The sequence below is a fragment of the Cellvibrio sp. OA-2007 genome, from assembly GCF_000953825.1.
GTDB lineage: Bacteria > Pseudomonadota > Gammaproteobacteria > Pseudomonadales > Cellvibrionaceae > Cellvibrio.
The window spans coordinates 176273-189517 of record NZ_BBUL01000093.1; the positions used below are offsets into that span (position 1 = coordinate 176273).

The following is a 13245-nucleotide window of genomic DNA, read 5'->3' on the forward strand; positions in this document are numbered from 1 at the left end:
ACGCCGTAAACCCCCTTCGGGACCTGCCCTCAATAAATTGCGGTCGTTCCGTGCGCGCAAAACACGTTTTGCTTGTTGCGCACTACACCCCTGTAGGCTCATCTTCGACATCCATGTCTCAGACGGTCTCAAGAACTCCAACCCTATGTGTTTTTAACTACATTAATACTATTAAGGTGAGAAAACTGACGATAAAATTTACTTATTTTTCAAATTGAAAATTATCAAAGGCGTCTTGCACGAAACTTCCTACCTTTTAATCTTCCATCAGATAACTGTTTTAATGCTGCCCGTGCGATGCTGTGATCGACCGCGACATAGGCAGAATTATCAAACATATCAATTTTGCCGATTTTCTCAAACGGCAACCCAGCGTCTTTAGTTAATGCCCCGATGATATCACCGGGGCGCAACTTATCTTTTTTGCCGCCATCAATATGCAAGGTCACCATTGCGGGTGAAGGCACCAAGTTTTTATCGGCCTGGGGTAAGGTTTCGAGCGCAATCGACTGCTTCATATAATCTTCGAGACGATTAATCTTGTGCACTTCTTTTTGCACTACCAAGCTTAATGCCAAACCCGATTCACCCGCGCGGCCAGTGCGACCGATGCGATGCACGTGTACGTCGCTGTCGCGCGCCAAATCGACATTAATAACTGCATCCAAACCTTTGATATCAATGCCGCGTGCAGCCACATCGGTGGCAATCAATACCGAGCAACTGCGATTGGAAAAACGCACCAATACTTGATCGCGTTCTTTTTGTTCCAAATCGCCATGCAATGCCAAAGCACTTACATCTTGATCACGTAAATAATCCAGCAACTCATCACAAGCAACTTTAGTATTGCAAAATGCGATAGAGCTAGCCGGTTGAAAATGTGCAAGCAACGCTAACACTGCAGGATAAGTTTCATCACCAGCCTGCAATTCATAAAAATGTTGTTCGATATTGGTTTCGCTGTGAATAGCTTCCACTTTCACCATCTTGGGTTCGCGCTGGTAACGCGCACTGATTTTTTTAATATCATCAGGATAGGTGGCGGAAAACAATAAGGTCTGACGCTCGGTATTGCAGGCCGCCAATACAGTTTCCAGATCATCGGCAAAGCCCATTTCCAACATGCGGTCAGCTTCATCCAGCACCAATTGATTAATGCAGTCGAGTTTCAAGGTGCCTTTGGCGATATGATCGACAATGCGGCCTGGTGTACCCACAACAATATGCGCGCCGCGCTCGAGGGAGCCAATTTGCGGGCCAATTGAAACACCACCGCAGAGTGTTAATACTTTTACGTTGTGCGTCAGGCGCGCGAGACGACGAATTTCTTTCGCAACCTGATCAGCCAATTCGCGCGTAGGGCAAAGCACTAAAGCTTGCACACCAAAAAAACGCACATTTAATTTTTCTAACAACGCAATACCAAACGCGGCGGTTTTTCCGCTGCCGGTTTTTGCTTGCGCGATAATATCTTGCCCTTGCAACACCAACGGTAAACTTTGCGCCTGAATCTGGGTCATTTCGTTATAACCAAGCGATTCAAGGTTGGCGAGCATATCGGCACTGAGCGATAAAGAAGAAAAAGCGGTGGTAGTCACAGGCGTCTCGATGGAATAAATAAATACGTGGATAATGCGCGCAGAATACCAGTAAAATCCCCTCAAGTCGCCCAGGATAAGGGCTGCACACACTATAGGATTAGATCATTTTTTATGAATTTACCTTATCGCCTGAAGTTTTCTCTTGGCTCGTTATTACTTATCGCACTTGGCAATATCTGTCACGCGCAAGAAGAGAACAATAAAAAATGGGAGCTGGGCCTAGGTATTGGCGCCATCAGCGGGCCAGATTATCGCGGGTCAGATGAGTACCGCACGTTTATCAGCCCGATCCCCTATGTTGTGTATCGGGGGAAAATTATTCGCACTGATCGCGATGGCGTTCGCGGCAATTTTTTGCGCACTGATCAATATGAATTTACCTTTAGCGCTAGCGCATCCATCACACCCGATGCCGATAAAAATGAACTTCGTGAAGATATGCCTGAACTAGGCTCAACGCTGGAATTAGGGCCATCTTTCAACATTAATTTAACCGGCGATAATTTTGCGCATGGCTGGCACGCACAAATTCCCTGGCGCGCGGTATTTGCGCTAGGTGCAGCTGAGTCGGGTTACATAGGTTCGGTTTTTCAACCCCAGCTGGTTTACCGCACCAAACTGGGTGACTGGGCGCTAAATTATCGTGCCGGCATTATGTTTGCGAGCGATGACTATCACGATTATTACTACAATGTAGAACAAGAATATGTAACTGAAACGCGTGCCTACTTTAACGCGGATGGTGGTTATAGCGGCTGGAATAATCAGATTGCATTAAGCCGCAGTTTTAATACTAACGGCATTAATACGAGGCTTGCGTTGTTTGTTCGTTACGACAATATCAGCGGCACCGATTTCACTAACAGCGCCTTAGTAAAAACACGTGATGTTTATCGTGGAGGTATTGCATTTATATGGGTAATTAAATAATCGTACTGATTTTTATAAGCGTCTCAATAACCCAAGCGTTTTTATTAAGGGTATGGCTTCAAATAAACCAGACTGCTGTGCTAGCTGCCAAATTTCAAATGGTGGGCGACCGCCATCAGCAGGATTGGGAAATACATCGTGAATCGCCAGCCAGCCGCCGCGCACCACATGAGGTGCCCAAGCGCGATAATCAGTTAGAGCCGCCGCCATGCTGTGGCCACCATCGATAAACACCATACTCAAAGGCGTTGACCAATAGCGCGCAGCTAATTGCGACGGTGCAACAATGGGCACTACGCAATCTTCCAACTGTGCACGCGCAAGCGTGTGGCGAAATTCACGAAAGCTATCCATTTTGCCGAATTCTTTATCGTACAAAAGTGGGTCGTGATATTCCTCGCCCAACTGATGCTCTTCCGAGCCGCGATGATGATCAACCGCATATAAGATGCTATTCGCTTTTTTACAAGCACTGCCGAGATATACGGTAGACTTACCGCAGTAGCTACCAATTTCCAAACAGGGGCCGAGCGATGCAACCGCTAAGGCTTGCTCATACAGTGCAGCGCCCTCTTGTGGATCTAAAAAACCTTTTACTGAATTTATATCAATTGGCAGCATTGTTATTCTCGCTCATAATCGTGGCAATAATTCTACCAGACAAACACTTTAAGCGAACCCGCCCATGCGCCGCAGCAGCACACCTTACCTGATCAAACGTCTCTACAAAATTATCAACCAATGGTATGTGCAGCGTTTTGTCGCAACGCAATTTGATACGCTAGGCAGCATCCCGGAAATTGCACATCCACGCAGCTTGGTTATTTTCGGGCGCAATATTCATTTGGGCAAATATGCGCAAATTATTTGCGCGAGCGATAATTGCGTGCGCTTCACAAGCTGGCCAAGCAAACAAGCCGATGCGGAAATTGTTATTGGCGATTACTGTTTAATTTCACCGGGCGTGCGTATTTCAGCGGCGCAGTCGATTCGAATTGGCGACAACTGTATGCTGGCGGCCAATGTCATCATTAGCGATAGCGATTGGCACGGCATTTACAATCGCATTCGCCCATTTCGCTGCACCAAACCGGTAGTGATTGAAAATAATGTGTGGCTGGGGGAGCGAGTGATAGTCACTAAAGGTGTGACCATTGGCGAAAATTCGGTAGTGGGGGCAGGCTCAGTGGTCACCAGAAATATTCCAGCCAACTCAGTGGCGGCGGGGAATCCTGCGCGGATTATTAAAACAATTAATCCCAGCCGCAGAATGTTAAAACGGGAATTATTATTTTCTGATGCTGAACATTATTTTTATAATCAGGATCAGCTAGATAAATATATGCTCGGTAATAACGGCTGGTGGAATTGGTTGCGCTCGTTAATCAAACCCAATACGCATGATTAATCAACAAAGCAATTCCTACATTCATTTCTAAAAACTATTTTAGGTCGAGTGCAATACGCAATAAAGCAGCAACTGAAATGGCATCGGTGATCTCGCCGCGCTTAACCATTTCTATAGCGTCGACTAACAGAATTTTTTTGACTTCAATATCCTCGGTAGCTTCAAGCTGCTGCTGACCGGCGAACAAATCGCGAGCCACAAACACTTCGCAAAACTCATCGCTTACTGAATTGGACAAATGCATTGTCATTAAGGGCTGCCAATCATGAGCTTGCAATCCCACCTCTTCTTCAAGCTCACGTTTTGCTGCAGCAAGCGGGCTTTCGCATTGCGGGCAGCCGCCTTCCGGAATTTCCCAGGTGTATTGATTGAGTGTGTAGCGGCTTTGTTTTACTAGCCAAGTATTGCCTTCATCGTCAATAGGCACCACACCAATGGCGGTATTTTTAAAATGCACTACGCCGTAGATGCCGTCGGTACCCTTAGGGGTGACGACCTCTTCGTGAGCAACTCTTATCCAAGGGTTTTCATATGCAACCACTGATGTTTTGGTTTGCCAACCGCCAACTTTTGCAATGGGAAATTTTTCAGCCATATAAAATCCAGATTAATCTTTAGTGCACACGATGTGCATCAAGCTCCACCTGAGTAATGCGCGAGCCCAGCATGATTACTCGCCCTAAATAACGATCTGCACCCGAGACGGTAAATTCAAAATAGAACGCGCGCCAGAGCGATAACTTTCCCTGCTCGTTGCGTTTAAACCACAAGCGGCGCAGATATACGTTTTCATCCAATAGCTGCACCTGCATTTCTTCGCAACGTTTTTGTGCGGCATTAAATGCGCGCTCTTTTACTACCAATGCACCACGCCAGTAATAGATAGCAACAACAATAAGGGTAAGCCATAAGACGGATTGTAAATCGAACATGAAACAGAAGCCGATGAGAAAAACTAACGAAGGCCGATCACCACAGGATGACGGAATAGAGTGCAGCAAATTGCGATAAACACCGAGGTATCACAATCAAGTCTTCTAAAACAGCAAAGGGTGATTGATTGCTCAATCACCCTTTTCGAAACTCACTCAAATTAGAGTGGAGTTACGTTTTCTGCTTGTGGACCCTTTTGACCTTGGGTTACTTCGAAAGTCACTTTCTGACCTTCTTTCAAGGTTTTACGGCCATTGCCGTTGATTGCACGGAAGTGTACAAATACATCTGCACCACCTTCACGTTCAATAAAACCATAACCTTTGTCATCGTTGAACCATTTAACAACACCAGAGACTAGATCTGACATAGCGTCCTCATCTTGCATTTAAAACGTCAGCGTAGCTGACCGAACAAAAAAACCGACTTTACTAAAAGCCAGAGTGAAATAGCTTGAAATAAAGCTATTGCTCAGGTCGTGGTACGTCCAAGTGTCTTGAGCAAGCAAGCGGGTGTCTTACAAAAGTCTAGTCTTGGGGCGGATCTCAATCTGTAGCGGTTCAAAATTAAAACACTGATCTTGTCGAGTCAAGCAGTTAACCGTGAATTTAGCGATTATCGCCACTTTTTGTAATGCTGGGTATGAGGCACACAATCAATCGGGCATTTTGGAGTCATCATCGCTTTTTTTGCCATTCTTTTGTGCAGATTTTGCCGTAGCTTTACCCAAAGTTTCGTGCAAAAACAGTGCAAGCGGAATTAATACAAAGCCCAAGATCATTACATGTCGTTTAATGCTTTGAAATTCGTAGCCTTGTTTTGCTAATTGATAGCAGGCCAGCGCCCAAGCTGCCGCGGCAAAATAGCCCCAACGCTGTTGTTTAAAAACACCCCAGGCAATAGCCGCAGTAACAGACGCCAAAAACACGCCATAGATATTAAGAAATGAAATAAAACCGGCGGCCGATGCAACTAAAACAATTAACAGTAGGCCATTTAATACGTTTGAAACAATTAGGAGTTTTGACATAAATACTTCTTTAGGAGCGTTACTTTTCTACACCAACTAATCAGAACTGGATTTACCTTTACCACGCCAGTCTTGATATTTTTTATGTACACCGCGCGTGAAGGATTGGGAATAATCTTCAAGGAAGTCTACTCCCACTAATACGACAATCACGACCAAGGATAATTTGATCGCCACCAGGTTGTAACCTATCGCAATCACCACACCAATCGACGCCAACATCCAAATGGTCGCTGCCGAGGTTACCCCCAATACAAAACCATCGCGCGCCAACATAACACCAGCGCCCAAAAAGCCAATGCCGGTAATCACCTGACCGATAATGCGCGAGGGGTCGGTTACCACCTTTTCCGGGCCGGAAAAATGAGCCGAGGCAAATAGCGATGCAGCGATAAAAATATAGGTGCCGAGGGTGATGAGGGAGGAGGTGCGAATACCGACGGGTTTGCCACGCAGCTGCCGCTCAATTCCGATAATACTGCCGCACAACAAGGCAGTGCCAATCGCACTCCAATCAAACGGAGTGACCGACAAGATTACATCTAGATCCATAGACTTACCTCAGCACGCAAATCAGGAAACGCCCAGCGCGGTATTGATGATGATTTTTTTAATAGCCGCTACTGAGTTTAGCTGGCGCATGCCGGTATTGCGCAGCCAATTTACGGCCAGACTGCGATTGCCAAACAAGCGTTTAAAACCTTCCATTGCTGACATCATGCCCAAATTACCCGCCAAGCGCTGACGCTGGTAACGGCGCAGAATGGAATAATCGGCCAGTGGGATGCCGCGCAGCAATGCGCGCTCAATTTCCTGCGCAAGCGCGATCACATCTAACAAACCTAAATTGACACCCTGCCCGGCCAAGGGATGAATATTGTGCGCAGCATCACCCACCAATGCGATTCCCGGTTGAATATAGGTCGTCGCGTGGCGCTGGCGCAAAGGAATGGCATAGCGCCTATCGCAGTAGATAACCTTGCCAAGACGCGCTTCAAATGCAGCGGTGAGCCGCGCGCAAAACGTTTCATCATCCAAGGCCATCAACTCTGCAGCTAATGCATCTTCTGCCGACCAAACAATTGAACAACTGTGCGCATCGCCCTGCTGTTGCAGCGGCAAAAATGCCAGCGGCCCCGTGTGCATAAACCGCTGCCACGCAGTAAATTCGTGCGGAAGCTCGGTGCGCACGGTGGTGATAATTGCCTGCTGGCCATAGTCCCATTCGCGGGTGGCAAATTCAGCCAATTCGCGTACTTTGGAGTGCGCGCCGTCTGCGGCAATTAACAGCGCCGCGGTAATTTCATTGCCATTAGAAAGTTGCACCCGCGTGCGCACCGCGCCGTCTTGTGACGAAATAATCTGCGTGACCGCAACAGGCTGCAGCAGAAAAATATTGTTATGCTGCGCCATACGTTCACGCAGTTGCTTCACAATCACCGAGTTTTCCACAATGTGACCGAGATGAGATTGCTGCACCTCAGCGCAATCAAATTCAATCGCGGCGGTGCCCTCACCGTCCCATACTTTCATTTCGCGATAGGCGCAAGCGCGCTGTGCGACAATTTCGTCCCAACAGCCAATATCGGTAAATAATGTTTGCGATGCATGGGTGAGCGCAACCACCCGCGGATCAAACTGCTCGCCGCTAAAGTGTTGTACATCACCACTTGCTTCTATCACAGCGATGCGCAAATGTTGCGCCGCATCTGTTTGTGCAATGGCGCACGCAAGTGCGGCACCCACCAAACCGGCGCCGACGATAATTACATCGTAATCCAGGTTATTTTGTTGCTCAGCCGGTTCATTACTTGCAACTGATTCACCATTGTAAGCCGCTAATTTTTCGTCCGAAACTTCATCTAACAGCCAGCGAAACCCGCGGCCAGCGGTGCCCATGGTCTGGGCGATAAATTGATTTTTTATCAGCGGAATAGATTCAAGGCTTAATAACCCGAGATGACGCATAGCAATCAACGGCAGTTGATCGCTGGAAAACAAACGCACTAACTTATCGCTAAATTCAATAGTGAGTTGCTGATCGAATGATTGTTTGTGCAGATAGGATTGCAACACGGCCAAATCGCCGTAGGATTTATTTTTTTCAGTCGCCTCGCGCAGGGTTTCTACCAAGCCAACGCAATCGCGCAGCGCCAAATTAAACCCCTGACCGGCAACCGGATGCAAAAAATGCGCAGCATTGCCGAGCAATACCACATGCGAGCGCACTTGCTCTTCAGCTAAAACTAACTGCAAGGGATAGGCAAAACGTTTGGCCACGCGATTAAAACGCCCTACCCGAAAACCAAATTGCGCCTGCAATTGTGCGAGAAAATCCGCATCGTTTAACGCGAGAGTTTCATCGGCTTGCGCGGCAGGCAAAGTCCACACCAGCGCCGATATTTGCGCATGGCTGGATTCACCCAGAGGCAAAAGCGCAACCGGGCCATCGGCCGTAAAACGCTCATAAGCCACACCTTGATGGGGCTCGGAAAATTCCACATTAGTGATAATCGCTGTCTGCCCATAGTCACGCACTTGCGTGCCTATGCCCAACGCCTTGCGCAAGGGTGAATCGCCACCGTCGGCAATCACGGCAAGCGTTGTGCTGATGGTAAATTCTTGCGCATCGGTTTTTACATTGAGCAGTGCGCCATCCTGTTGCGGCAACAATTGGGTTACGCTTGATGAAGCAAAACACTGAATATTTTTTTGCGCTTGCACATGGCCGAGTAACACTTTTCCCAGCCACGCATTTTCAACCACATAACCGACCGCCGCGATATTATTTTCTGCAGCGTCAATCACACCGCCAAGAAAATGCCCGCGATCCGACACATGCACCTGCGCAATCGGTGTAATGTGTTGCTGCAGTTTTTCCCACAAACCCAACTCGCGCAAAATAGCCGCCGTACCGTAAGAAAGCGCAGTAGAGCGCGCATCAAAACTTGGCTGAAAATGAATATCATCGGCGCGCGCAAAGGGCTGCGCTTCAATTAACGCAATGCGCAATTGAGGCTGACTGGCAGCAAGCAAACTGGCGAGACTCGTGCCCACCATGCCGCCGCCGATAATGGCGATATCAAATTCGAGTAGGTGCGACATAAAAAATCCAACCTAGATTTTAACTGGCCATCAACGCTTCAATGTCGGCAATGGTTTTGGGAACGTCTTTGGTGAGGACTTCGTTGCCGTCTTTGGTGATGACGACGTCGTCTTCGATGCGAATGCCGATGCCGCGCCATTTTTTGGCGACGCGTTCGTTGTCGGGCGCGACGTAAATGCCCGGCTCTACGGTCATGACCATGCCGGGTTCGAGTACACGCCATTCGCCGCCGACTTTGTAATCACCAACATCGTGTACATCAATACCGAGCCAGTGACCGGCGCGATGCATATAAAATTCTTTGTAGGCTTCGCTTTTAATTAATTCGTTTACATCGCCTTCGAGCAGGCCGATTTTTACCAGACCTTGGGTGATCACACGCACGGTTGCTTCGTGGGGATCGTTCCAGTGTTTGCCCGGTTTACATTCGGCGATGGCTTCAAGTTGGGCTTGCAAACAAATCTCGTAGAGGGCTTTTTGTTCGGGCGAAAATTTTCCATTAACGGGAAAGGTGCGGGTGATATCTGCCGCGTAATAATCCAATTCACAACCGGCATCGATTAAAACCAAATCGCCATTTTTGAGCGGCGCGGAGTTTTCAATGTAATGCAAAATGCAGCCATTTTTACCGCCGCCGACAATGGTGTTGTACGCCGGAAAACGCGCGCCACTCATGTGGAATTCATGCAGAATTTCTGCTTCGAGCTGATATTCCATCACACCCGCTTTGCTCGCTTTCATGGCGCGCACATGGGCGCGGGCAGAAATTTCGCCCGCCTCTTTCATTACCCGCAACTCGGCAGCGCTTTTAAACAAACGCTGCTCATTGAGAAAGTGGCTTAAATCCAAAAACTCGCCCGGTGGCGTTGCACCAGAGCGCACTTTGGCACGGATGGTGTTGACCCAATCCATGACGTGTTTATCGAATTCATTATCTTTACCCATGGAGTAGTAAACACGCTGCTTACCTTCGAGTAAGCCGGGTAAAATTTCATCTATATCATCGATAGGAAATGCATCGTCCGCTTCAAATTCACTGCAGGCGCCTTCTGGACCTGCGCGATAGCCATCCCAAATTTCCCGCTCACGATTGCGCTCGCGCACAAACAACACATATTCACCGTGCTCGCGGCCAGGAATTAATACCAGCACTGCTTGCGGCTCTTCAAAACCCGAGAGGTATAAAAAATCGCTGTTTTGACGGTAGTGATATTCGGTATCGCGGCTGCGAGTGCGCTCAGGGGCGGCGGGCACTATGGCGATGGAGTTAGGCTCCATTTGTGCCATTAAGGCTTTGCGGCGGCGGGCAAATTCGGCTTTGGATATTCTCATGTAGGCACTCGCAAACAATTAATGTAATTGATTAGACCCAGGTGCCATGCTCGCAGGATTTACCCCTTCGGCATGCTCGGCTGAAAATTCAAAATAGAGTGAGTTAACCACCACCCGCACATATTCGGTTACCTCCATGTAGTCCGCTTCTGCACTTGGCTCGTCTTCTTCATCATCGGCCTGGATTTGTACGATGTTGGCCATGTCTTGGAGCATTTCTTCAAATTCTTCGTTGATCACTCGCTTACCTTGATGATCAACACTGCCAAAACCGGTGAGGAAACCGTGGCACCACTCACTCAGCGCGCGCACGCGATCATTGAGCGTGTTGTCATCATCGGGCAACATCAATTTCAAACTGAATTGGCCGCGCAGTTGATCGCTCGTGGTGTGATACAAACGACTCAGGGCGATGCGCACTTGCTCGTCGGGTGCGGCGATAAAATCGAGAAATTCAACCGCCTCCAACAGCCAGTTGATTTCACTCAAGGTCGCACCACCCGCCAATTTACCGCACAGCAAACCGTGCAGTTCAGAAGGGCTATTGAGGGTGCCGAGGGGTGCCAACAGGTTGGCGAGATCATCAAAATTCAGGGGGGCGAGCAGTTGTTCGGTGGAAGTGGTATCGGTCATAGTGGCCTCTCATCGCAGTGGGACGAATGCTATCACGATTGCGCTTGTCGACTCTGCAAACTTTTATATAGCGATTTCTAAGGTTAAAACCACCTGAGTAAAACCTGTTTGTTTATCAATTTAATACAGCTCAACTTCTCGAATTCACATTAACTTGGGCTGTGTGATTGACCACCCGCTGGGCGCGCAATATAGTGGGCGACCTGCGCTATTTATTGGTTATTTATTATCATGTCTGACGATCTGTTACTCGCCCTCGAAACCAAGCTGGATAAGCTGATCCTGCTGTGCAATCGCCTGCAGCAAGAAAACGCCGAACTCAAAACCCGCGAAAGCGAGTGGCAGCGCGAGCGGGTGCGCCTGATCGAAAAGAATGAAGTGGCGCGCAGCCGCGTAGAAGCCATGATCACCCATTTACGTAATCTGGACGCAGAGTAATCGAGGCATTGATGAGCAACGAAACTGTTTTTGTAAAAATCCTCGATAAAGAATATCAAGTCGCTTGCCCGCGTGAAGAGCGTCAAGCACTGGTGGAATCGGCGCAATTGCTCGATGAACGCATGAAAGCAATTCGCGGCACTGGCGCAGTGATCGGCCTTGAGCGCATCGCCGTTATGGCGGCGCTCAATTTGAGCCATGAATTGCTGCAAGCCAAAACAGTGGCGGCCAGCGCCGGAGCCGGCAGTTCAGTCAATCGCACGGATTTATTGCGCTTGAATGACAAATTAGATAACACCCTGAACAAATTGGGATAGGAAACAAATATTCTATTCACGCCACTGCGCCCGCCTTTGCGGGCGCAGTTGTTTTTGCAACCCGAACACACAACACACAAATTGCCGAATTCATAAACACAAGCGCAATTTCCCGCTTTTTACCAGTGCGGTTTAAGACCATTAATTGCTAACCGATAATAGAACCCAAGCTTAATTTCATTTGCGGAAGCAAGGTAACCTTGGGTTATACTGTCGGCACGCCCTGGAATGTTTGCAAACCGACAAGTCCTTGAGCCGATTTCCACAAAACTGGTGGTGTCTCGTTGTGTTTGGTGTGCATGTCCGCTTGACGGAAAGCCTTAAAAACCACAGGTGCTACCTCCTTGAACCTATGGGTTCAAGGCCAGCTTGGTTGCGGCATTTCGGGGTCTCTTAACTCTCTCTGTATTTATCTTTGATAAGGCTGTTTATGGCCGATTCGCTCGCTGATCCGTTCGACAATAACCCTCCGGCCGACACTCTAGCCCAAACTAAAAGCACATTGCGGCTTGAATTGCGTGCGCGGCGCCAAGCGCTCAACCCCACCCAACAAATGCAGGCTTCGCTGTTTCTACTGCGCCATTTAATGAAAGTGCCGCAATTTATGCGCGCGCGCAATGTGGCGATTTATATGGCAAATGATGGTGAAATCGACCCAGCACCTATTGCCCGGCAACTGTGGAAAATGGAAAAGCACTGCTTTTTACCGGTGCTGCGCCCCGATAAACGCCGCGACTTGTGGTTTGTTGAATACAAAGCCGATACACAACTCGCGAACAATCGCTTTGGCATTCCGGAACCGGATTTTCGCAAGCAACACAAAATGTCGGCGCAATTATTGGATGTGGTGTTGATGCCGCTAGTGGGATTTGATCGCAGCGGTGCGCGTTTGGGCATGGGCGGTGGTTTTTACGATGCGACCTTTGCGTTTAAACAAAAAAAATCGGCCGGCAAACCGGTGTTAATTGGTTTAGCGCACGCCTGCCAGGAAGTCGAATCGCTCGCCACTGCCGAATGGGACATTCCACTGCTGGCTATAGCCACCGACAAAGAACTGATTTTTACCCAAACCTGAAGCAAAAATAATTTTTCTCTCGCCCAAAAAACAACTCCCGCCGAAGCGGGAGTCATTGTCGAAAATTCCGTTTACTTACCTGCGGCTTATTCAGCGGTCGATTCTACAGCAGCTTCTGCCAACGACACTAAAGCACCTACATCTAACAGGGTCACACAAACTCCTAAACAAAATAACAATATCACTGCGGAGAGAACATCAACTTTCATGGTGGTAACCTTGCGCAATATTATTTTAAAAAAAACAACATCTTTTATAAGCGACCACAAAACAGCACGAGGCTGTGGCGTGGGTAAAGAATAGGCAATGATCAAACAGAATGAAATACAACTCATGGATAAAACTGCAAAAAAACACACATTTTTAGCAAAATAATGCGTTTTTCTCGGGAATTTAGCTGTTTTCAGTAGCGACATTACAAAAATAGCGAGAAACACCA

16 protein-coding genes and 1 other RNA gene are annotated in these 13245 nt (G+C 48.1%); 6 read left to right on the plus strand and 11 right to left on the minus strand.

Annotated elements, in window-relative coordinates; all coding sequences use genetic code 11:
• Positions 1-224: 224 nt before the first annotated feature.
• Complete coding sequence (dbpA, locus tag AWU77_RS14455) at positions 225-1601, minus strand: ATP-dependent RNA helicase DbpA (RefSeq protein WP_062064716.1); 1377 nt, start codon at positions 1599-1601, stop codon at positions 225-227.
• Between the two features lie 114 nt (positions 1602-1715).
• Between dbpA and AWU77_RS14460 the strand changes: the two genes are divergently transcribed.
• Positions 1716-2534 (plus strand): MipA/OmpV family protein, encoded by an 819-nt coding sequence (locus tag AWU77_RS14460; protein WP_062064718.1) that lies wholly within the window; start codon positions 1716-1718, stop codon positions 2532-2534.
• 12 nt (positions 2535-2546) lie between these two features.
• On the opposite strand, the gene AWU77_RS14465 is transcribed toward AWU77_RS14460, so the two are convergent.
• Positions 2547-3155, minus strand: a complete 609-nt coding sequence (locus tag AWU77_RS14465; protein ID WP_062064720.1) for a class I SAM-dependent methyltransferase — start codon at positions 3153-3155, stop codon at positions 2547-2549.
• A gap of 64 nt (positions 3156-3219) precedes the next feature.
• On the opposite strand from AWU77_RS14465, the gene AWU77_RS14470 reads away from it, so the two are divergent.
• Positions 3220-3942, plus strand: coding sequence for a DapH/DapD/GlmU-related protein (locus AWU77_RS14470; protein ID WP_062064723.1), 723 nt, complete (start codon positions 3220-3222; stop codon positions 3940-3942).
• A gap of 34 nt (positions 3943-3976) precedes the next feature.
• On the opposite strand, the gene AWU77_RS14475 is transcribed toward AWU77_RS14470, so the two are convergent.
• From AWU77_RS14475 to AWU77_RS14510, 8 genes are all read right to left on the minus strand, one after another.
• Positions 3977-4537 (minus strand): NUDIX hydrolase, encoded by a 561-nt coding sequence (locus AWU77_RS14475; protein WP_062064725.1) that lies wholly within the window; start codon positions 4535-4537, stop codon positions 3977-3979.
• 19 nt (positions 4538-4556) lie between these two features.
• Entirely contained in the window at positions 4557-4874 is a 318-nt protein-coding gene (locus AWU77_RS14480) for a DUF3301 domain-containing protein (protein ID WP_062064727.1), read from the minus strand.
• Positions 4875-5035: 161 nt separating this feature from the next.
• The gene (locus AWU77_RS14485; RefSeq protein WP_039912329.1) at positions 5036-5245 is read right to left on the minus strand and encodes a cold-shock protein; all 210 of its coding nucleotides are present in this window, start codon (positions 5243-5245) and stop codon (positions 5036-5038) included.
• A gap of 285 nt (positions 5246-5530) precedes the next feature.
• Entirely contained in the window at positions 5531-5905 is a 375-nt protein-coding gene (locus tag AWU77_RS14490; protein WP_062064729.1) for a hypothetical protein, read from the minus strand.
• Positions 5906-5941: 36 nt separating this feature from the next.
• The gene (locus AWU77_RS14495) at positions 5942-6457 is read right to left on the minus strand and encodes an MgtC/SapB family protein (RefSeq protein WP_062064731.1); all 516 of its coding nucleotides are present in this window, start codon (positions 6455-6457) and stop codon (positions 5942-5944) included.
• Between the two features lie 21 nt (positions 6458-6478).
• Positions 6479-9010 (minus strand): 2-octaprenyl-6-methoxyphenyl hydroxylase, encoded by a 2532-nt coding sequence (ubiH, locus tag AWU77_RS20165; protein ID WP_084618429.1) that lies wholly within the window; start codon positions 9008-9010, stop codon positions 6479-6481.
• Between the two features lie 19 nt (positions 9011-9029).
• Entirely contained in the window at positions 9030-10343 is a 1314-nt protein-coding gene (gene pepP, locus AWU77_RS14505; protein WP_062064733.1) for a Xaa-Pro aminopeptidase, read from the minus strand.
• A gap of 18 nt (positions 10344-10361) precedes the next feature.
• Positions 10362-10976 carry a UPF0149 family protein gene (locus AWU77_RS14510; protein ID WP_062064735.1) on the minus strand — a complete coding sequence of 205 codons (615 nt, stop codon included), beginning with the start codon at positions 10974-10976 and terminating at the stop codon, positions 10362-10364.
• A gap of 231 nt (positions 10977-11207) precedes the next feature.
• Here AWU77_RS14510 and AWU77_RS14515 point away from each other — a divergent pair, with 231 nt between their 5' ends.
• The 4 genes from AWU77_RS14515 (at position 11208) to AWU77_RS14530 (ending at position 12806) form a co-directional block, all read left to right on the plus strand.
• Positions 11208-11414 (plus strand): TIGR02449 family protein, encoded by a 207-nt coding sequence (locus AWU77_RS14515; protein WP_062064737.1) that lies wholly within the window; start codon positions 11208-11210, stop codon positions 11412-11414.
• A gap of 11 nt (positions 11415-11425) precedes the next feature.
• Positions 11426-11731, plus strand: coding sequence for a cell division protein ZapA (locus tag AWU77_RS14520; RefSeq protein WP_062064739.1), 306 nt, complete (start codon positions 11426-11428; stop codon positions 11729-11731).
• Positions 11732-11948: 217 nt separating this feature from the next.
• Positions 11949-12125: non-coding RNA, 6S RNA (gene ssrS / locus AWU77_RS14525), on the plus strand.
• Between the two features lie 36 nt (positions 12126-12161).
• On the plus strand, positions 12162-12806 hold the full coding sequence (locus tag AWU77_RS14530) for a 5-formyltetrahydrofolate cyclo-ligase (RefSeq protein ID WP_062064741.1): 645 nt from the start codon (positions 12162-12164) through the stop codon (positions 12804-12806).
• Between the two features lie 86 nt (positions 12807-12892).
• Here AWU77_RS14530 and AWU77_RS14535 read toward each other — a convergent pair whose 3' ends face one another.
• Positions 12893-13243 carry a hypothetical protein gene (locus AWU77_RS14535; RefSeq protein WP_152625361.1) on the minus strand — a complete coding sequence of 117 codons (351 nt, stop codon included), beginning with the start codon at positions 13241-13243 and terminating at the stop codon, positions 12893-12895.
• Between the last annotated feature and the right edge of the window lie 2 nt (positions 13244-13245).